A 20180-nucleotide genomic window follows, 5' to 3' on the forward strand; every position below is an offset into this window, starting at 1 on the left:
TTGCTATTTTACCTTCTTATTCGACCGGTTTTGCATATTGATATTGTTTTGGTTCGCGTGTTGAACGAATCTCAACCTCTTCAGGCGTTGAAACGTATACGGAAGCGCCAAATTTAACTTTTAATCTAGATCCAACTCCCCCTGCAATATTTACGGCGTTTTGCAAATTTTGCGCATCGCCAATCGCCTTAACTATGTAAGGAGGATTTATCTCGATTCCATCACACAGCAATCCATGCTTAGCGTCGGAAATATAGCTAGAAGTCACAATACGAATGTCGTTAATAGACATAACTTCCACACCAGCATTGCGAAGCTCTTCTATAAGCTGAAACATAGTTGCAGCATCTACGCGCTCTTTTTCTCCAGCTGTAATATGAATAATAACACCTTTTCCAATTGCTGGAAGTCTACCAGAAATCAAGCCGCTTGTTTGCGAATTTTGCTTAGCAATTCTAGCAGCTTCTTCTTGCTTATTCACAGATGCTTTTAGAGAATTAAGCTGACTTGTTAATTCAAACTTTCGTTGTTCAAGATTTTGTATTTGAGAATTAGTTTCCGTGATCAATCGTGTAAGCTCGTCTTCGCTCATAGTTTGGTACACAAGAGCACTTCGATTTACTTGAATCATATATGCAAAGCTAAGAAGAGCGCAAAGAAGCATAACAAGCAAGCCTGTTAGAATGCGCGTTCTTGTAACATGACCTTGCAAAGATGGCTTATTTTTGCGCGTAACTTTCGGGAAGGAACCTGTTTGAGTGCGGTCGCTTTCTCTATCTTTAGCATGCTGGCGATGAAGCCGTTTAACAATATTGTCTATATTTTTATCAATATTATTATCGCTTAATTCATTGTTTTTTACGCTGTTTTTTGAAGTATTCGCAAGTGGATGTTTCATATTATCCCCTGAATCTATCCCCTAAATATAAAACGACGAATTGCAGAAACGTTAGAGAAGATTCGTATTCCTAAAACAACAATAACAGCTGTTTGCAATTGTGCACCAACTCCAAGCTGGTTGCCAAGCAAAACTAAAAGCGTTGCAGCAATAACATTTGAGAAGAACGAAATAACAAACACTTTGTCGGAAAAGCTGCGCTCAAAATAAGCTCTAGCAGCGCCAAGAAGAGCATCTAGTGCAGCAAGCACCATGATTGGCAAATACGGTTGAATAACCACTGGAATATCTGGATGCACAACAATGCCAATAAGTGCTCCTAAAATCAATCCAAGAATAGCTGTCATAACCTATTTCCTATCTTTCCTATCTTCTACTAGTCAACTCTTTTGCAAAATTGACTTCTCCCGTTCCAGCTGCCGACAACTTTAAGTTATTAGTAGCTGAAACTTGTGGATTAATACCAGCATTTGTAAGAGAAGTAAACCATTCAGAATGCTTTTGAGAATTTAACTTTTCAATAAGGCTAGAGCTGTCTCCTATTGCCTCAATCGTATACGGGCTTTGAGTTTGATTAACTCCAACAAGAATCGTGGATCCTGCAGTACGAATCGATGTTTGAGAACCAATCCTGTATCCGTTAATTGATATTGCTTCTGCTCCAGCATCCCAAAGAATAGAAACAAAGATTTGAATATCTCGATCGCTAACAACCTTGATTCTAGCACCTTTAGACATTTCTCTAGGAAGAGAGCCATTAGAAACATCGTTACTTGCAGAAATAGGATTTGCAATAGTTAAAACAACACCAGGGCCATATACAGCGTGAGTGCCATTAGTCATGTTGTCGGATTTATCAACTTGATTTTCGTACGGAGTGTTAATTCTTTTAGACTCTTTGTCTACACTAGCGCGAAGCTTTGCAACTTCTTTAACAAGATTATCGAATCTGCTTGCGTGAGTCGTAAGCTCGTTCGCTAAAGATACGCGTATAGCTTTACGCGAATCAGCGTGTAGTTTACGTACGAATTGACTACCAACAGTACCAACAGCAATGCAAATTAAAAAAACAATTATTCTTGTAATCCAAAGACTAATCTTGCTAACATTTTGCTTATTTAGTCTAGAATCCATAAAAAGCGGATCAACTGGCCTGTTGCTTAAATCATCTATTAGTCTAAGAGAATAATCTTCAAGCCTACGATGCCTATCTCGATGCGATGAAAAAGTATACGATGAATTTGTAACGTGATGAGCGCCTAAATTAAACACGGATTTAGAAAATACTGCTCTGCGCTTAGAAAACAAAACAACAGTTGGAGCAGGAAAAGACTCTGGAGCTTTGCCACTAGAGGCATAATCTCCGCTTTGATTTAGATTAGAAGTCTTTTCCACCATGATTCATCCGTTGTTATTGATTAGTTTTCAAAAATCGTAAGAATTATTTAGCCTTTTTTATTAGTAGCTTATAAGCTTGTATACAGTACAATATTCCCGCAAACCAATAAAGCGTTATTCCCCAAATCGCACATGCAATTGCAGCAGCATATAGAATAAGCACTGGCTCTGTTGCAATCGCGAAAACAATCATAAATAGAACAATAGTTACCATTAGCAATGCTGTTCCAGTTTTGCCCATAAAATTAACAGGCAAAGGGCCATAGTCGTATTGTGCAAGAATCACAATTAAAATTGCCATTATTGCGTCTCGCAAAACAACTAAAGCTAATGCCCACCAAGGTATAATCTTTGCAAATGCTAAAGCTAGTGTGCTGCAAACTATAAGAAGCCTATCTGCAATAGGGTCTAGAATCTGACCTAATTTGCTAACCTGATTAAAAGTTCTTGCAATATAACCGTCAATACAATCAGAAAGTGCAGCAATTGCAAGAACAATTAAAGCAGGCCACATTTTGTGTTGCGCAATTAAAACAGCAAGATAAGGTATTGAGCATATTCTTAAAAAGCTAATAACATTAGGCACAGTAAGAACTCGATTAAGCGCTTCAGGACTATATTCCTGACTATAAACGAATTTGACCATACCTAATTTCCTTAAAACTTTCTAAAAATAAAATTTCAATACTAATATTATTGCGAATAATAAAATATTGGGGCACTTTTATGCCCCAATATTTCTACGCACGCCAAGCTTCTTGAGCAATATTACGAATAGAATCAATTGCTTGAGCTGGGCTACTTGCTCCGTAAACTGCAGAGCCAGCAACAAGAACATCTGCTCCAGCTTGTGCAACAGTTGCAGCAGTAGATGGGCTAACTCCGCCGTCAACCTGAATATGCGTGCTTAGTCCGCGGCGCGTAATCTCATCGCGTAAACGGCGAACCTTGTTCATTTGATTGCTTAAGAACTTTTGACCACCAAAACCAGGCTCTACAGTCATAATAAGAACCATGTCGAACTCGTCTAAAATATCGAAAATAGGCTCAACTGGCTCAGCTGGGCGAACTGCAAAGCAAGCTTTGCAACCCATATCTCTAAGCTGGCGCGCAAGACGCACAGGAGCGTGAGTTGCACCCATGTGGAAGCTAACAGAATCAGCCCCGAGCTTAGCGTATTCTGGTGCCCAACGGTCTGGGTCTTCAATCATCAAATGAACATCTACAGGAAGATTAGTAACTTCGCAAATGCGCTTTACAATCGGCTCCCCCAAAGTCAAATTCGGTACAAAATGATGATCCATAACATCAACGTGAACAAGATCAGCATTGGAAATTGCTATAAGATCTCTTTCAAGATTGCAAAAATCTGCAGAAAGAATGCTAGGTGCTATTTGTATATTCATGTGTTCCATTCTAAGAAAAGCAAGCGACTAGAAAAACAAAATCTAACTAAAACTAACTAAAGCTAACTATTTAACTTAGATTCCTCTTTGGCTTCTCTTTTAGAAACCATTTTTGTTTTGGATTGAAGTTCGCGCTCACGTTCGTATGCAGTAATGTCGATTAAACGGTTCACAAGATTTGCTCGCGATTTTTTACTATTTTGCAAAATAACAAAAACAATAATCGAAGCAATAAAAATAACAATCGATACCCAAACGTTAATTCTTACTCCAAGGAAAGTGTGTGAAAAATCAATGCGTAAAGCTTCAATCCACATTCTTCCAGCCGTATACCACATTACGTAAAGAACAAACTCAGAACCAGACTTAAGCTTGCTTTTAAGCGCTTTACTAAAGCATATAAGCAAAGCAGCACCTGCAAAATTCCAAAGCATCTCGTACAAAAACGTTGGGTGAAAAAGTGTGCCTTCTGGGCATGTAAGACCGTCGTAGCATCTTTCAGCGTGACCAATTGCATTTGATGCCGAATAATTAAGTTTTAATCCCCATGGAAGTGTTGTAGGAGCGCCATAAAGTTCTTGATTAAACCAATTGCCTAAACGCCCTATTCCTTGAGCTACAAGCAATGCAGGAGCTGCACAATCAGCAAGTAGGCTTATAGGATATTTTCTGTACGCGCAAAATGCACTAGCAGCCAAAGATCCAAGTATTACTCCACCCCAGATTCCAAGTCCACCATTCCAAATCCTAAAAATTTCTAGAAAATCGCCATTTGCTCCAAAAAACTTCTCTGGAGTTGTAATAACGTGATATAGACGCGCGCCAACAATTCCCATAGGAAGGCTTACAAGAGCTATATCTAGAATTTGGTTAAAATCTCCGCCTTCTCGCTTCCATCTTCGATTTGCAATCCAAATTGCAACTAGCGCTCCAGCAAGAATCGAAAGAGCATAAAATCTTAATGTAATAGGTCCGAATGTAATTTGAGAAATACTTGGACTAGGAATAGCACAAATCGTCATATTCTTTACTTTCCTTTATTTTCTTTTACTTTCAACAAAACATAAGGACTTTTGTTAAAACGTTTAATTGGTAAATTCTAATTGGTAAAAACTAATATTAGAATCCAACAGCTTTGATTAATGCCATTAAAACTGGCGCACACAGCAAGATTGAGTCCACTCTATCTAAAACTCCGCCATGACCTTTAAGCAAATGACCCATGTCTTTAATGCCAATATCTCGTTTAAGCATAGATGCGCACAAATCACCAAAAGTTCCAACAATTCCAGACAAAATGCCCATAACAGCAGGCATCCACCAGAATTTAATCCAAGATGTTCCATAGAATCCAGCAACAATCGCGTAAGCTCCGATTAGTGCAAGAAGCATAGATCCTATAAGTCCTTCAACAGACTTTTTTGGAGATATTCGTGGAGAAAGCTTATGTTTACCTAACCATGCTCCAGCAAAAAGACCACCCGTATCGCTTAAAGCAGGTAAAAATATGAGTAGCATTGCGTGCGCTACAGCTTGTTTAGAATCAGCTATAGATAAAATAATGCAAGAAGCAAGAAGAGGAATGTACAACACTACAAACAACGAAACAGCTGTATTAGTAAAAGTATTAGCTTTTAAGCTTTTAGAAGTTGCACGCTGTAGTTTCTTTTCTACAGCACGCATAGTTCTTTTAGATACAGTGCTATTTAGAGTTGCAAAAATAACAGTTAAAATAAGCGAGGCAGTTATTCCACTTGCCATTGCAACTGCATGCCACTTTGCGTAGAAGGTTGAAAAAATCGTAATAACCGAGCAAATAGACAATACAGCAAAAGGAATCCTAAACCCCGCTGTAGCAAAGTCAACGTGCAATTCCCACAATGCAAGAAGCATAAAAACAGTTAAAAGAACAACAAAAGCATCTATACTTACAAGAAGACATGCCACAATTACAGCAATCAGCAGCACTGCAGTTGCAATAGCTTGTGGCATGTTCCTGCCAGTTCGCTTGTTTATATCTGTTAAAGCTTCATAAGCATCGTTTGTAGCATTTGAATCCAAAGAATCAAACCTCCATGATTTCCTTCTGCTTGCCTTCTAGCAAAGCGTCTAAGGAATCGGTAACTTGCTTAGTTACTTTATCTAGTTCTTTTTGCAAGCGATCGCCTTCATCTTCGCCAATCTCGCCATCTTTAACAGACTTATCAATGCTTTCTTTAGTCTTGCGACGAATATTTCTAACAGCAACCTTGCCTTCTTCTGCCTTGGTCTTAGCAAGCTTTACGTATTCCTTACGTCTGTCTTCAGTAAGCTCTGGCATTGTAACGCGAATAACATTGCCATCTCTGTTAGGGCTAACACCCAAATCTGAATCGCGAATAGCTTTTTCAACAGCATTTGCTTGCGATGCGTCAAAAGGAGTAACAGAAAGAGTTCTTGGCTCTGGAACGCCAATAGAAGCTACAGCCTTAATAGGAGTTGGAGCACCATAATAGTCAACCATAATGCCATTAAGAAGAGCAGGATTAGCTCGACCAGTCCTAATGCCCATAAAGTTTTCTTTTGTAGCTTCAACAGACTTGTTCATTTGTTCAAGAGCCTGATCAATAATAGCTGGCATGTGTTCTCCTTTATTGGTATTAGTTGTGCCAATTAAAATTTTATTTATAAATTTTATGCTTGTTAAATTTTACGTTATTAAGTTATTGCCTAATTTGCATGTTTGATTTATTGATGAGTTATTTATTGGTGATTATTCACTAATATTTCATCTATTAAGCAAATGTAGGCTCATCGTTAGAAACCAAAGTTCCAATTTGATCTCCGACTAATGCACGAGTAACGTTTCCTTCTCCTTCTAGACCAAATACACGAATCTTTTGGCTGTTGTCTCTAGCCATAGAAAGCGCAGAAGCGTCCATAACTGCAAGACCATCAACAAGCGCGCGATGGTAATTAAGAGTGAGGAATTTCTTAGCATTAGGATCTTTGCGAGGATCTGCACTATAAACTCCGTCAACTCCATTCTTGCCCATTAAAACTTCATCGCAATGAATCTCTAAAGAACGCTGAATAGAAACGGTATCGGTTGAAAAATAAGGCATTCCAGCGCCTGCACCAAAAATTACAACTCGGCCTTTTTCTAAGTGTCGAATTGCTTTAAGTGGAATATAAGGCTCAGCAACTTGACCCATTGTTATAGCAGTTTGAACGCGAGTTGCCTGCCCTGCTTGCTCAAGAAAATCTTGCAAAGCTAAGCAATTCATAACAGTTCCAAGCATACCCATGTAATCGCCGCGACTACGATCGATGCCAGCTTGTTGAAGCTCTGCACCGCGGAAGAAGTTTCCGCCGCCAACAACTATTGCAACTTGCACGCCTTCATGCACTGCTTTTACAATCTCGCCAGCAATTCTACGAATAACATGAGTATCTATACCAACGGCGCCACCGCCAAATGCTTCTCCCGAGAGCTTTAACAAAACTCTACGAGACTTGCTTTCCCCCGCTTGTGCGATAGTCATAAAACTTTCCTCCAGTCATAACGGCGAACGCAAGCATATCTTTGTTATAATATCTTTCAATAACGACACAGCAAAACACGATTTTTAACATGATTGTGGCGATTTTGTGCCGATTTTTATTTTAAGCATGTTTTGTAACGTTTTAAGCATGTTTTAGTCGTGTTTTAGTAAATACTAAATAGAGTTTTGTTCAAACGCATAAAACAAACGAATAAAAATAGCGCAACAGGCGGAATCAAACCCATTGCGCTATCAATACATGAATTAATCTAAAAATTAAGATTAATCATGTTTTTTATTATTTTTATCTTGGTTAGTATTTTGACTATCATCTAGATTCTCATCACCTATTTCTAAATGATGCTCATCGTAGCCTTGCAAGTAACGAGTACGACGCCAATGGTGAATAGAAGCGTTTGTACCGCGGTGATGCACGTGGTACTTTCTAGGAGTTCCACCATGTGGCAGCTCTTTAACTTCCTTAGCAACAGCAATCTGATTCACGTTAGAAGGATCCATAATTGCGATTGGTGCAACAGGTTCTGGCTCTGTTGGAGCTGCCGTTCTGCTACTAAGCTTTGATGGGAGCCATTCAGCAAACCAAGAAAGAGCCCAACAAATCAAGAAGTACACAATTGCAGCAACAGTCAAAGTTTGCAAAATATTAAAGTACATTGATCCAAGTCGTCTAGATTCTTGGAGCAAATCAGTGTACATAATTATGGAACCTAATGCAGTATCTTTTAACACAACAACAAGCTGAGTTACAGCTGCTGGAAGCATAGCGAATATAGCTTGCGGCATTTCGATTTGTGTTAAAGATTGATATTGAGAAAGTCCAAGAGCTAAAGATGCTTCGCGCTGACCGTTAGGAAGATTTCCAACGCCAGATCGAACTAACTCTGCAACAACAGAACCGTTGTACAAAATCAAAGACAACACAACAGCCCAATAAGACGCTCCACTTATTCCAGCAAACGCAAATCCTCGCCAAAGGAAGATCATAAGCAAAAGCACTGGTACTGCTCGGCAAAACTCAACAACAACTGCAGAAATGCTACGAAGAATCAAGCTAGGCAATAGTCTTAAAAGACCAAACAAAAGTCCAAAAACTATTGATCCTGCAACAGCAAGAAGCGAAGCTTTAAGAGTCATCCACAATCCTGGAAGATAAAAATCGCTCCAAGCTTCCGATTCTACAGCTGGATTCCACAATGCCCACGAAAGCTGATTCTCGCCCTCTGGAGGATTGCTAAGTCTTAAAAGCAAAGCAATAACAATAAGCGCAAACACAACGCACGCAACAATATTTGCAATGCGAATCTTCTTTAGAGCCTTAGGTCCAGGCGCATCAAATAACAGAGATTTTTCTTGTTCTTTTGCCATTTTTATCACCTTCTAACCGCAAGCTTATTAGACAAATAAGTTGTAAGAATACCAATTGGAATAATCAACACAATGTATCCGCATGCAAAAATCAAAAAGATTGGAACAATCAAATCTGCATGCCTTTCAATCATCTCGCTCATAAGAGTAGATGTTTCAGTTGCAACAGATGCAGCAGCAGCAACAGTGGAATTTTTAAGCAACGCAATAAAAGTGTTTCCAAGAGGTGCTACAGATCCGCAAAATGTTTGAGGCAAAATCACATTAAAAGCTGATTGGAAGAAGTTAAGCCCAAGCGCTCTACATGCTTCTGCCTGACCCAAAGGTACTGTATTTAAGCCAGATCTTAAAGATTCGCAAACAAATGCTGCAGTGTAGAAACTCAAGCCAGCAATTGCAAGCCAGAAGAAGTTTACGCTAAAAACAGCAGAAAAACCGAGCTTTAGCTGAGCATACACGCCAAGAACCATAAACACCATGATTATAGTTAGAGGCATATTCTTAAAGAACTCAACATATGCGCTTGCAATAAGTCGAAGCGAATGAATTGGACAAATCCTCATCATAACTAGAATCACGCCAAGAATCGTGGAAAATAGCACGCTCCATAATGTGATTTCAATATTTACCAAGAATGCTCCTGGAATATTGTACGAGGTAAATAATTGCACAAAGTCTTGCATTTTACTCCTCCCCCTCATTTGGTACTGGCGGATTATACTTTGCGTTTGGCTTAAAACCAGTTCCGTGCATATTATCGTCTAATGCCCTTTTCCATGAGCCATTTTTAATCATGTCTTTAAGAGCATTATTAATGCGCTTAGCTAGCTTAGTGTTTCCTTTTTTAATGCCAATTCCGTAGTGTTCTTCAGTAAATGGCTTACTAACAAGCTTTAGTTTGCCGCGCGATGCTGTAGCAAGACCAGCGAGAATAATATCGTCTGTTGTAACAGCGTCTACGATTCCAGAGAATAATGCTGTTGCACACTCCGCATAACCAGGCTGTTGCATAAGTTGAACTTTTGAAGAGTACTTCTCTTTAATAACTATTGCAGACGTAGAACCAGTTACCGAGCATAAGCGCTTTCCATCTAAATCGTCTGGGCCACTTACTTTATGCTCGTCTTTACGAACCAATAAATCTTGACCAGCAATAAAATATGGTCCTGCAAAAGAAACAGTGTTTTTTCTGGCATCTGTTATGGAATATGTTGCAACAATCATATCCACATCGCCATTTTGGAGCATTGCTTCGCGCTGTTTTGAAGGCGATTCCTTCCAAACAATCCTATCTTCGGAGTAACCCAACTTTTTGGCAACGTATTTTGCAACGTCTACATCAAAGCCTACGTATGTTCCAGATTTTTTGAAACCAAGACCAGGCTGATCAAACTTAATACCAATGCGTATTACATCGTTGCGACTATTTTGACTGCAAGCAGTAAGAGGGAGAACGCAACACAACGCGCATATCATAGATAAAATCACGCGGTACGTATGCCTTAATCCCAGTTTGCAGCGCTTACACTTAAGCGCAATATTGTGTAAATATTTCATAGCTACCTCTTAAAGACTTAAAAATCGATATTAATGATTTCAATTAAGAATCAAATTAATGAGTCAAAATCTTTGAAAGGAAGTCTTTTGCTCTGTCTGTCTTTGGATTCTCAAAGAACTCTTCTGGCGTATTTTGCTCAAGAATTCTGCCATCTGCCATAAACACGATTTTGTCTGCGGCTTTACGCGCAAAGCCCATCTCGTGAGTAACGCAAATCATGGTCATTCCTTCTTTTGCAAGCTCAACCATAACATCAAGAACTTCGTTAACCATTTCTGGATCAAGTGCAGATGTAGGCTCATCAAAAAGCATAACCTTTGGGTGCATTGCAAGCGCGCGAGCAATTGCCACTCGCTGCTGCTGACCGCCAGAAAGCTGAGAAGGCATCTTGTTTGCTTGATTATCTACGCCAACTCTAGCAAGAAGATCCATTGCTAAACTTTCTGCTTCTTGCTGTTCCATATGGCGAACCTTAATAGGAGCAAGCGTAACGTTTTCTAGAATCGTCTTGTTTGCAAAAAGATTAAAGGACTGGAACACCATTCCTACTTCTGCACGCAATGCGGCAAGTTCTTTTCCTTCTTGAGGAAGAGGCTTACCATCAATGCGAATATCTCCAGAGTCGATTGTTTCAAGACGATTAATCGTCCTGCACATTGTTGACTTGCCAGAACCAGAAGGTCCAATAATAACAAGCACTTCGCCTTTATTAACCGTTAAGTTAATATCTTTCAAAACGTGAAGCTTGCCATAATGTTTTTCAACATGGCTAAGTTCCACCAATGGCTGTGCTACTTTTTTTGTGTTGTTTAATTTAGTATCCATAAAAAGGATTCTAATGTTCTTGTGTTACATGCGTTTATCGTAATAGTTACTTTTAACCACCTATAAAGTTACGAAAAACATTAAAAATGATACAAAAATGTTAATTTTACTTAAAAAAATGCCGTTAAGCCTTGATTTTTGGTTTAGTTAACCAAACGACTTAACGGCATATGCGAATATTAATTCTTGTTTAACGCTTGCGACTATTCGTCTTCTTCTGGATCGTAGTCAACGCCAGTTTCTGCACGCTGTTCGGCAGAGATTGGAGCAGGAGCACCAGTTAGAGGATCACGGCCGCCGCCAGCCTTAGGGAATGCGATTACGTCGCGAATCGAACTTGCTCCTGCAAGAATTGCAGCAGTACGATCCCAGCCCAAAGCAATACCAGCGTGAGGTGGAGCACCATACTTAAACGCTTCAAGCAAGAAGCCAAACTTTTCGTCTGCTTCCGCTTTATCGATTCCAAGAACGTTAAGAACGCGATCTTGAATATCGTCGCGGTGAATACGAACGGAACCGCCGCCCATCTCGTTACCGTTGCAAACAATGTCGTAAGAATCGCTCATTGCATGCTCTGGGTCTTTATCGAACTTGTCAATCCAATCAGCAGATGGCATTGTAAATGGATGATGCATAGAAGTCCACTTGGAGTGGCCGACTGCAACATCGTCATCGTCTGGATCATCCGTGCGCTTAAACAGTGGGAAGTCAACAACCCAAGTAAAAGCAAACTCGTCTGGGTGAAGTAATCCTGCGCGGCTAGCAAGCTCTACGCGGACAGCACCGAGCAAAAGCTGAGAAGATTCGCGGCTGCCTGCTGCAAAGAACACAGCATCGCCATCTTGCGCACCAACAGCTTCCTTAAGTCCTGCACGCTCTTCTTCGCTAAGATTCTTAGCAACAGGACCTTTAAGCTCGCCATCTTCACCAAAGACTACATAAGCCAAGCCCTTAGCTCCGCGCTGCTTAGCCCAATCCTGCCATGCGTCAAACTGACGACGAGGTGTATCTGCACCGCCCTTAAAGAGCACAGCGCCAACATAAGGAGCTTGGAACACGCGGAATGGAGTGTTCTTAAAGAAGTCAGTCAACTCAATAAGTGGGTTTCCAAAACGCAAATCTGGCTTATCGGAACCGTACTTATCCATTGCTTCCTGCCAAGTGATTCGAGGCAAAGGAAGAGTAATCTCGTGACCAGCTTCTTTCCAAATAGCTGCAATAACGTGCTCTGCCATAGCCATAACATCTTCTTGGCTTGCAAAGCTCATTTCCATATCGAGCTGAGTGAACTCAGGCTGACGATCTGCGCGGAAGTCTTCATCGCGGTAGCAGCGAGCAAGCTGATAGTAGCGCTCAACACCAGAAACCATAAGCAACTGCTTTAAGAGCTGAGGAGACTGTGGAAGAGCGTACCAAGAGCCTGGAACCAAGCGCGCTGGAACAACAAAATCGCGAGCGCCTTCTGGAGTGGACTTAATAAACGTTGGTGTTTCTACCTCTGTAAAGTCCATATCTTCCAAAGCGTGGCGAGCAGCCTTAGCCATATTAGAGCGAAGTTTCAAATTGCGCTGCATTGATGGGCGACGCAAATCAAGATAACGGTACTTCAAACGTACGTCTTCGCTAGGAAGCTTGTTTTCGGACTCGTTTTCCAAAGCTGTAGAAACTTGGAATGGTAACGCATCGGACTTAGCGAGAATTGTTACTTTATTTGCAACGATTTCGATTTTTCCTGTTGCTAAATGGTCATTTTCATTGCCATCTGGACGCAAGCGAACTTCGCCAGTAACTTGCACAACAAACTCGCTACGCAATGGTCGCGCAGTTTCTTCATCGTAAATAACAACTTGTACTAAGCCAGTGTTGTCTCGAACGTCTACAAAGGCAACGCCACCGTGGTCGCGGCGACGATCAACCCAACCAGCAATGGTTACGTTTTGTCCAACTAATGTCTCAGTCACTTCAACGGCATGGTGTGTGCGATACGCCGTCTGGCTCATAAGTCCACTTCCTTGTTTGAATAATTTTGTTAATTTTTGTTTTGACTTTAATAGTTTACCGCATGAATCGCGCTTTCAAATATTAAAATCTTAAAAAGCAAATTGCAAATCTTAAATCTTAAATCTTAAAAGTAAATCGCAATTATTGAGCGCAAGAAACAGTTTGATGTGCATATGCATCATCTGGCTGCCAAGACGTAACGTCTGCGCAAACTTGCTCTCCTGTAATAATGTTTTTTACTTCATCATGACTAGATTCAGAATCTGTGCTATCTGCTGGGAACCAAACGTATGGAATACCCAACTTATCTGCATATTTGATTTGTTTACCAAGCTTTGCTGCACTTGGAGAAACGTCTGTTGCAATTCCTCTAGAGCGAAGCTTTTGAGCAATATTGTTACAAGCTGGCCTATCTTCCTCGTTCCAAACTGCAACCATTACTGCAGCAGGAGAAACGCGTGAAACTGTAGCTCCAGCTGTGTGAAGCATGTAAGAAAGCAAGCGCGAAAGTCCTATAGAAAGACCTACTCCTGGATACTTTTTGTTTCCTTGAGAAACAAGATTGTCGTATCTTCCGCCAGAGCAGATTGACCCCAGGGATTCAGCGCCTTCTAAGAATGTCTCGTAGACTGAGCCAGTGTAATAATCCAAACCGCGCGCAATCTTCAAATCTGCAACAACAGATCCTGGACGAATTTTTGATGCATCGTCTACAATCATTGCCAGCGTTTCTACGCCTTCAATAGCTAAAGCGTAAGATTCATTGCTAGAATCTCTAGAAATATTGTGTTTATCGCATAAATCGTTGAATTTAGTCTTTAACTCTTCACCACTATTAGCGCTAAGCTCTGCCAGCTCTAAGCATGCTTCAGCTTGAGAATCCGAAGCTGCGCATTCTTTTACAAGAAGATTTGCAACTTCTTTTGCGCCAATCTTATCTAGCTTATCGATTTCTCGAAGAACACCTTCAATATCACTTAAGCCAATTCCTCTATAAAAACCTTCGGAAAGCTTGCGATTATTCGCGTGAACAGTGGCTTTTGGCAATCCAAACTTGCGCAAACGCTCCAAAGCTTCGACCATAACAAGCGGAAGCTCCACTTCGTAGTGAGATGGCAAGTCGCCATTTCCTACAACGTCAATATCTGCTTGAACAAACTCGCGGAAACGTCCTTCTTGTGGACGCTCTCCACGCCAAACTTTTTGCATTTGCCAACGCTTAAATGGGAATGCTAAATCGCCAGTGTGTTCAACAACATACCTACTAAGAGGAACTGTTAAATCAAAGTGCAATCCAATGCGATTTTCAACTGGTGTGTCGCTTTCGTGACCCACTTCTTGCAATCTAGATAAAAGATATATTTCTTTACTAGTTTCGCCTTTTTTCAACAAGCTTGAACCCTGCTCAACAGCACGAGTTTCAATGCCTATAAAACCATTTAATTCAAAGACTTCCCGCAATGTGTCCATAACACGCTGCTCAACAGCGCGCTCACTTGGAAGCCACTCGGGAAAACCAGATATTGATGAGCCTTGTACCATGTCCACTATAATAGGTTATGTTACGGAAAAATCATGGCTTACCGTCATACTTATTCGTAACACTATTACCGTGCATATGCTCTAAGGAGTCGTCCCGTGACCGAACAGACTAAAGCTGAAGAAACTACTAAACAAACTACCCCAAAACCGCATGCTCCTTCGCCTGCAAGCTTAGCAAATAAAGCTCGCGTTGTTGCTGCCGTTCCTGCTATTTCTTATAGCGAAGAAGACGTTAAAACCGCAAAAACCTTTGGGCGCGTTGATGAAAATGGAAATGTGTATGTTCGAGAAGCTGGTGGAGAACGCGAAGTAGGGCAATACTCCACTGGCACTCCAGAAGACGCTTTGACTTTCTACGTACACCGTTATCTTGACTTAAAAATCAAGCTTGATCTTTTCGAAAAAAGACTTGAATCTTCTAACGTAAGGCCAAAGGAAATTGACGAGACCTTAGCTACTTTAGATGCGGAGCTTAAGGAGCCATCTGTTGTTGGAGATCTTGCCGCTTTAAGCGCGCGACACGCCGAGCTAAAAACTAAAGCTGCATCTAAAAAAGATGAACTCGCTAAAGCTCGTAAAGAGGAGCTAGAGAAGGCTCTTAAAGATCGCACAGCCATTGTTGAACAGGCAGAAGCGCTTATTGCACAAATGGGCGAGTCTACAAATTGGCGCTCGCTTTCCGATAAGCTTCGTTCACTGTTCGATAAGTGGCAGCAGCATCAGCGCACTACAATTCACTTAAACAAGGCGGATGCGGATGCTCTTTGGCAGCGTTTTTCCAAGGCTCGCTCTGCGTTCTCTCAAGCTCGCTCTGCTTGGGTTAGAGAGCGAGACAATGAGCGCAATAGTGCTAAAGAGATTAAAGAAGCAATCATAAAAGAAGCAGAAAGCCTAAAGGACTCTACTCAATGGCGTGAAACTTCAATGAAGTTTAATGCTTTGATGGATCGCTGGAAGAAGGCTGGAAATGCTGGTCGTCAACACGACGACGAATTGTGGACTAAGTTCCGCGAAGCTGCAGATGCTTTCTACCATGCTCGTCAAGAAGATAGAGAAAAGATGAGCGCTGGCGAAAAAGAAAATCTTAGCAAGAAAGAAGCATTGCTCGTTAAGGCAGAAGCTCTTGTTCCTGTTAAAGACGAAGAAGCTGCTAAAGCTGCTCGCAAAGCATTGTCTGAGATTCAAGAAGAATGGGACAAGATTGGTTTTGTTCCACGCGAAGATATGCGCAGAATTGAATCTCGTTTGAACGATGTAGACAAGAAGATTAAGGCTGTTGAAGATGCTGCTTGGAAGGATGCAGACCCAGAAGCAGATGCTCGCAAGTCTAGTTTTGCTGCGCAATTAAAGGCTCAACTCGAGGAACTTGAGTCTAAGATTGCAAGCGAAAAAGATGCAAAGCGTAAAGCTAAGCTCCAGGCAGAAAAAGCAACTAAAGAACAGTGGCTTAACGCTATTAAGTAGTTTGTTTTAATGTCTTAATAAAATAAAGCATATTGCAAATAAGGCTGCTTGACGAAAAGTCAAGTGGCCTCATTTTTTATCGATTAATCGATTAATGATTTTGCAAGACTAACAAATGTATTCGCTAATTGAGTGTTTGCTAGTTTGCCTTCTTTTGTAAGAACAGCAGGTCTGCCCGATTCTCCAATTTCTCTAATGCTTGTATCTAACGGGATTTGAGCAAGAAGAGGAACGTTCTTACCAAGAGCTTTGCAAAGCTGATTACTAACACGCTTTCCGCCTCCCGAACCAAAGATTTCTAAGCGTGCTCCATTGTTATCGAACCAACTCATATTTTCTACAACACCGCGCACATTAACTGGAATTTGCAAAGCCATAAGCCCAGCTCTAACAGCAACATCCGAAGCACTAGGCTGAGGTGTTGTAACAACAACAAGCTCCACATTCGGCAATGATTGCGCAACAGCTAAAGCCATATCTCCAGTTCCAGGAGCCAAATCTAAAAGAAGCACGTCTGGATCTGCCCACCAAACATCGCATAAAAATTGCTCAAGAGAACGTTGCAAACGAGGTCCCCTCCACAAAATCGCGCGATCTGTTCCAGCAAACATTCCAATAGAAATCAGCTTAACTCCCCAAGCTTCAACTGGCATAAGCATGCCGTTCAGATTAGTCGGTTGAGTTGTAATTCCAAACATGCGCGGTAATGAAAAACCATAAACATCTGCATCTATTGCTGCTGTTTTGTAGCCAAGAGATGCAAAAGTGGCAGCTAAGTTAGCTGTTATAGAAGACTTTCCAACTCCGCCTTTTCCAGATGCAATAGCAAAAATCCTTGTTCTAACACCATTTTTATTGAACGGATTTTCTTTACGCTCCTCTTTTAAATCCGAAACAAGCTTTGCAAGCTTATCTTTGCTCATAGCGCTTACGTTTACCGTTGGAATAAGCGTTGCATTTGGGTACTTTGCTACAACTGATTGAACTCTTTGCGTAATAACTTGAGCTAATGGGCAATCTGGAACAGTAAGCTCAATATCTATAGAAACGCTATAAGTTGGATTATGATTATTTGATTCGCATGATTTTTCGCTTACACGAACGCCCGTAACCATGTTTAATTCGGTAACAGAACGTCCTAATTCTGGATCAATCACACTACCCAATAAGTCGTAAATACGCGTTTCTAATTCAACAAGATTATTACTCATGTTTTTACAATTCACTTTGCGAATCAAGTGTAATATCGTTTTTTAGTGCAGATTCAACACTACCCGTTTTAAGTAAAATCTTAAATTGATTCTCGTTCAACATTGGTATGCCAAGTTCTTCTGCTTTAGATTCTTTAGATCCAGCATTTGCTCCAACAATCACACAATACGTTTTTTTACTAACAGAAGATGCAGCTTTTCCACCTCTAGATACAATAGCTTCTTTAGCGGAGTCTCGTGTGAAATCTTCTAAAGACCCTGTAACAACAACAGTTTTGCCACTAAGCGTTTGCTCAAGATTATTGGATTGTGCGGAATCGTTTCCAACAACTCCAGCTTCTTTCCATTTTCTTAAAACTTCGCTATGCCAATCGTTAGAATCTTTTGATTTTTCAAACCAATCGTAAACAGCTTGAGCAATTTCTGGACCAACGCCATCAATTTGAGTTAAGTCCTCAATAGTCGCATTTGCAATATTCTCGATTGAGCTAAATCTTGCAGCTATAAGACGAGCTGTTGGAGGCCCAAGCCTGCGAATAGAAAGTGCCACTAGCACACGCCAAAGAGGCGCAGACTTACCTTTTTGAGCTATTTCTTCTAGCATTGCTCTTGTTGTTTCGCTAGGACGAGTGTATTCTGGCGCTTCAACTATTTTAAGAACATTATTTATGCGAATTTTCTTTTCAACTAGCTTTGTTACATACGCATCTACAGGAACTTCAAACAGTGGGTAGTTTGGGTTAAAAGATTCGTTAGACTCATCACTACTAAAGTCGTTAGAATTACTAAAGTCGCTAGAATTACTAGAGTCGTTAGAATCTTTAGAATCATCATTCGACTTTCTTCTAGTAGCTTCTAGAGGCCTAGTCCAAAAAGCTGAGACTTGCCTCCATAATCCACTTCCGCCAATCTTTTTAGATCGTTTTTTGAGTTTTCCGTCTTTTCCTACTTCTTCCCATTCTTCAACAAGCGGAATTTCCTTCCAAACTTTAACATTTCTTAAATCGTTAGCACTAAGGTTAAAAATATCGGCTTCGCTAGTAAGAACAGGAGCTTGAGGAGCAGGAAGATCGCAATTCGACTCTGGTAGAATCGGCGGATTAGAAGATCCACGCTCAACAACTATTTTGCTTATGCTTTTATCTTCAATATAAACTTTTGACGTTATTGGCCTAGAATCTTCTGGGTTAGTTAGAGCAAGAGCGGATGCTTCGCCAAGATTTTCAATATCAAAAGCTTGTCTTGAAGCCAAGTTGATTATGCGCTCAGTAAGCTGAGCTGGGCAATTTTCTACATTAGGGCAGCGAATATCTTTGTCGCCTTCTTTTGTAGGAGCAAGTTTTGTTCCGCAAGATGGACAATACTCTGGCATAACAAATTTTTTCAATTCATTTTCTCTGCCATTTCTATATTTGAGCACAGGTCCAACTAATTCTGGAATAACATCTCCAGCTTTACGCACAACAACAGTATCTCCAATAAGTACACCTTTATGTTCAACTTCGTATGGATTGTGCAAAGTCGTACGAGATATAGTGGAGCCTGCAACAGTTACTGGCTCTAAAACAGCTACTGGAGTTACTCTTCCTGTTCTTCCAACTTGAACAACAATATCTTTTAAGCGCGTATTAACTTCTTCTGGCGGATACTTGTACGCAATTGCCCAACGCGGCGCTCTAGAAGTTGCACCAAGCTTTTTTTGCAATGCGCGATCGTCTACTTTTACTACAATTCCATCTAGAGCATGAATAATAGTGTTTCTATGCTCGCCATAGTAGTCAATCATGTCTTCTATTTGTTCAAAAGACGTAACCTTGCGCGTATATGGAGAAACAGGAATACCCCATTTTTTGTACAATTCGTAAGCGTCCGATTGGTTGAAGGATGTTTGAGCATGAGCATTAGATTCACCACCGCTTTGCGCTAAGTCCTTCCACTTTAGATTTCCTAATCCGTGTGCTATAAAACTCAAGCGTCTTGTAGATGTAATTCTAGGATCCTTTTGTCTTAAAGATCCTGCAGCCGCATTTCTTGGATTTGCAAAAGCAGGCTTTCCTAAATCTTCTTGCTCAATGTTTAGCTTTCTAAAATCCGCCCACTTCATAAATACTTCGCCGCGGATTTCCACAAATTCTGGAATATCGTCTGGATTTTCACCATGCAATTGCGTAGGAATTTCTTCGATTGTTCTTACGTTTAGCGATATGTCTTCTCCAGTAACACCGTCTCCTCGGGTTAGCCCTTGTTCCAAAGTTCCATTTCGATAAATAAGATTTAGCGCAAGTCCATCGATTTTTACTTCGCATGTCATTGGCAGCGGCTTATTTTCGGGCCATTGCAAGTCTCGAATAATGCTGTTATACCAGGATTTTAATTCATCAATCGAAAAAACATCATCCAAGCTCATCATTCTTGAAGGATGACGAACTGGCGCAAAATCGTTAGAAAAAGTTCCGCCAACTCTATGCGTTGGCGATTGAGGCGTGTCTAGAATCGGAAAAGTAGACTCAAGCGCGCTTAAAAATCGCATTCTTGCATCGTAAGCTGCGTCGGAGCTTGTTGGAGAATCGTCAACATAGTATGCGATTTGATCTGCTTGCGCCCATGCAGCCAATTTTGCCCATAATCTTGCGCCTTGTTCTGTTGTTAAAAGCGAAGGATCAAGCTTAGCTAATTGCATTGCGCCCGAATCTGATGGCTCTAGCTTAGCAATCCAATTGTCAAAATCTGCGATTGAACTAAAAGTGTTAGACTCACTTAAATCACTTGTTACATCATGTGATTGCTTTGCGCTTTGAATCGTTGATGCAAATTTGCCATTAACGCTTGGCTCATTATTATTTTGCATATTTTCAGCATTATTAACACTATCTAGATCATCAAAAAGTGACAATTGAGCACCGATTGAATGTTGCATTGAATCACCATTAGATGCAGCCATGAGTCTTCCCTTCAAAGCGTTTATTC

General features: G+C 40.7%; 18 protein-coding genes. 1 reads left to right on the forward strand and 17 read right to left on the reverse strand.

What is annotated here, in order from left to right:
• Nucleotides 1-16 precede the first annotated feature (16 nt).
• The 15 genes from NYP67_RS04320 to hisS form a co-directional block, all read right to left on the reverse strand.
• Complete coding sequence (locus NYP67_RS04320; RefSeq protein WP_004130857.1) at nt 17-898, reverse strand: DUF881 domain-containing protein; 882 nt, start codon at nt 896-898, stop codon at nt 17-19.
• A gap of 14 nt (nt 899-912) precedes the next feature.
• Nucleotides 913-1245 carry a small basic family protein gene (locus NYP67_RS04325; RefSeq protein WP_004130859.1) on the reverse strand — a complete coding sequence of 111 codons (333 nt, stop codon included), beginning with the start codon at nt 1243-1245 and terminating at the stop codon, nt 913-915.
• A gap of 19 nt (nt 1246-1264) precedes the next feature.
• The gene (locus NYP67_RS04330) at nt 1265-2296 is read right to left on the reverse strand and encodes a DUF881 domain-containing protein (protein WP_060785981.1); all 1032 of its coding nucleotides are present in this window, start codon (nt 2294-2296) and stop codon (nt 1265-1267) included.
• Nucleotides 2297-2339: 43 nt separating this feature from the next.
• Nucleotides 2340-2942: a CDP-alcohol phosphatidyltransferase family protein gene (locus NYP67_RS04335; protein WP_060785980.1), complete on the reverse strand. Its 603-nt coding sequence runs from the start codon at nt 2940-2942 to the stop codon at nt 2340-2342.
• A 94-nt stretch (nt 2943-3036) separates the two neighbouring features.
• Complete coding sequence (gene rpe, locus NYP67_RS04340) at nt 3037-3702, reverse strand: ribulose-phosphate 3-epimerase (RefSeq protein WP_004130865.1); 666 nt, start codon at nt 3700-3702, stop codon at nt 3037-3039.
• 62 nt (nt 3703-3764) lie between these two features.
• Nucleotides 3765-4724 carry a prolipoprotein diacylglyceryl transferase gene (gene lgt, locus NYP67_RS04345; protein ID WP_060785979.1) on the reverse strand — a complete coding sequence of 320 codons (960 nt, stop codon included), beginning with the start codon at nt 4722-4724 and terminating at the stop codon, nt 3765-3767.
• Between the two features lie 97 nt (nt 4725-4821).
• The gene (locus NYP67_RS04350) at nt 4822-5763 is read right to left on the reverse strand and encodes a phosphatidate cytidylyltransferase (protein WP_060785978.1); all 942 of its coding nucleotides are present in this window, start codon (nt 5761-5763) and stop codon (nt 4822-4824) included.
• Nucleotides 5764-5767: 4 nt separating this feature from the next.
• The gene (frr, locus tag NYP67_RS04355; protein ID WP_016635318.1) at nt 5768-6322 is read right to left on the reverse strand and encodes a ribosome recycling factor; all 555 of its coding nucleotides are present in this window, start codon (nt 6320-6322) and stop codon (nt 5768-5770) included.
• Between the two features lie 154 nt (nt 6323-6476).
• Nucleotides 6477-7226 (reverse strand): UMP kinase, encoded by a 750-nt coding sequence (gene pyrH / locus NYP67_RS04360; protein ID WP_004130872.1) that lies wholly within the window; start codon nt 7224-7226, stop codon nt 6477-6479.
• 282 nt (nt 7227-7508) lie between these two features.
• Nucleotides 7509-8612 carry an amino acid ABC transporter permease gene (locus NYP67_RS04365; RefSeq protein WP_180963223.1) on the reverse strand — a complete coding sequence of 368 codons (1104 nt, stop codon included), beginning with the start codon at nt 8610-8612 and terminating at the stop codon, nt 7509-7511.
• Nucleotides 8613-8617: 5 nt separating this feature from the next.
• Complete coding sequence (locus NYP67_RS04370; RefSeq protein WP_060785976.1) at nt 8618-9295, reverse strand: amino acid ABC transporter permease; 678 nt, start codon at nt 9293-9295, stop codon at nt 8618-8620.
• A gap of 1 nt (nt 9296) precedes the next feature.
• Complete coding sequence (locus tag NYP67_RS04375; RefSeq protein ID WP_060785975.1) at nt 9297-10169, reverse strand: glutamate ABC transporter substrate-binding protein; 873 nt, start codon at nt 10167-10169, stop codon at nt 9297-9299.
• A gap of 55 nt (nt 10170-10224) precedes the next feature.
• Nucleotides 10225-10995, reverse strand: coding sequence for an amino acid ABC transporter ATP-binding protein (locus NYP67_RS04380; RefSeq protein WP_004137994.1), 771 nt, complete (start codon nt 10993-10995; stop codon nt 10225-10227).
• A 203-nt stretch (nt 10996-11198) separates the two neighbouring features.
• On the reverse strand, nt 11199-12995 hold the full coding sequence (gene aspS / locus NYP67_RS04385; RefSeq protein WP_020758970.1) for an aspartate--tRNA ligase: 1797 nt from the start codon (nt 12993-12995) through the stop codon (nt 11199-11201).
• Between the two features lie 142 nt (nt 12996-13137).
• The gene (gene hisS, locus NYP67_RS04390; RefSeq protein WP_060785974.1) at nt 13138-14538 is read right to left on the reverse strand and encodes a histidine--tRNA ligase; all 1401 of its coding nucleotides are present in this window, start codon (nt 14536-14538) and stop codon (nt 13138-13140) included.
• 96 nt (nt 14539-14634) lie between these two features.
• On the opposite strand from hisS, the gene NYP67_RS04395 reads away from it, so the two are divergent.
• A complete protein-coding gene (locus NYP67_RS04395) occupies nt 14635-16002 on the forward strand; it encodes a DUF349 domain-containing protein (RefSeq protein WP_060785973.1) in 1368 nt (455 codons plus the stop codon).
• 83 nt (nt 16003-16085) lie between these two features.
• Here NYP67_RS04395 and NYP67_RS04400 read toward each other — a convergent pair whose 3' ends face one another.
• Nucleotides 16086-17213, reverse strand: a complete 1128-nt coding sequence (locus tag NYP67_RS04400) for an Mrp/NBP35 family ATP-binding protein (RefSeq protein ID WP_060785972.1) — start codon at nt 17211-17213, stop codon at nt 16086-16088.
• A 4-nt stretch (nt 17214-17217) separates the two neighbouring features.
• The gene (gene ligA / locus NYP67_RS04405) at nt 17218-20154 is read right to left on the reverse strand and encodes an NAD-dependent DNA ligase LigA (protein ID WP_346284288.1); all 2937 of its coding nucleotides are present in this window, start codon (nt 20152-20154) and stop codon (nt 17218-17220) included.
• Between the last annotated feature and the right edge of the window lie 26 nt (nt 20155-20180).

This window comes from Gardnerella sp. c23Ub_4, assembly GCF_055804115.1.

Coding starts and splice junctions, on each gene's coding strand:
- NYP67_RS04320 (WP_004130857.1), bottom strand. CDS start 898: ATGAAACATCCACTTGCGAATACTTCAAAAAACAGCGTAAAAAACAAT.
- NYP67_RS04325 (WP_004130859.1), bottom strand. CDS start 1,245: ATGACAGCTATTCTTGGATTGATTTTAGGAGCACTTATTGGCATTGTT.
- NYP67_RS04330 (WP_060785981.1), bottom strand. CDS start 2,296: ATGGTGGAAAAGACTTCTAATCTAAATCAAAGCGGAGATTATGCCTCT.
- NYP67_RS04335 (WP_060785980.1), bottom strand. CDS start 2,942: ATGGTCAAATTCGTTTATAGTCAGGAATATAGTCCTGAAGCGCTTAAT.
- rpe (WP_004130865.1), bottom strand. CDS start 3,702: ATGAATATACAAATAGCACCTAGCATTCTTTCTGCAGATTTTTGCAAT.
- lgt (WP_060785979.1), bottom strand. CDS start 4,724: ATGACGATTTGTGCTATTCCTAGTCCAAGTATTTCTCAAATTACATTC.
- frr (WP_016635318.1), bottom strand. CDS start 6,322: ATGCCAGCTATTATTGATCAGGCTCTTGAACAAATGAACAAGTCTGTT.
- pyrH (WP_004130872.1), bottom strand. CDS start 7,226: ATGACTATCGCACAAGCGGGGGAAAGCAAGTCTCGTAGAGTTTTGTTA.
- NYP67_RS04365 (WP_180963223.1), bottom strand. CDS start 8,612: ATGGCAAAAGAACAAGAAAAATCTCTGTTATTTGATGCGCCTGGACCT.
- NYP67_RS04370 (WP_060785976.1), bottom strand. CDS start 9,295: ATGCAAGACTTTGTGCAATTATTTACCTCGTACAATATTCCAGGAGCA.
- NYP67_RS04375 (WP_060785975.1), bottom strand. CDS start 10,169: ATGAAATATTTACACAATATTGCGCTTAAGTGTAAGCGCTGCAAACTG.
- NYP67_RS04380 (WP_004137994.1), bottom strand. CDS start 10,995: ATGGATACTAAATTAAACAACACAAAAAAAGTAGCACAGCCATTGGTG.
- aspS (WP_020758970.1), bottom strand. CDS start 12,995: ATGAGCCAGACGGCGTATCGCACACACCATGCCGTTGAAGTGACTGAG.
- hisS (WP_060785974.1), bottom strand. CDS start 14,538: ATGGTACAAGGCTCATCAATATCTGGTTTTCCCGAGTGGCTTCCAAGT.
- NYP67_RS04400 (WP_060785972.1), bottom strand. CDS start 17,213: ATGAGTAATAATCTTGTTGAATTAGAAACGCGTATTTACGACTTATTG.
- ligA (WP_346284288.1), bottom strand. CDS start 20,154: ATGGCTGCATCTAATGGTGATTCAATGCAACATTCAATCGGTGCTCAA.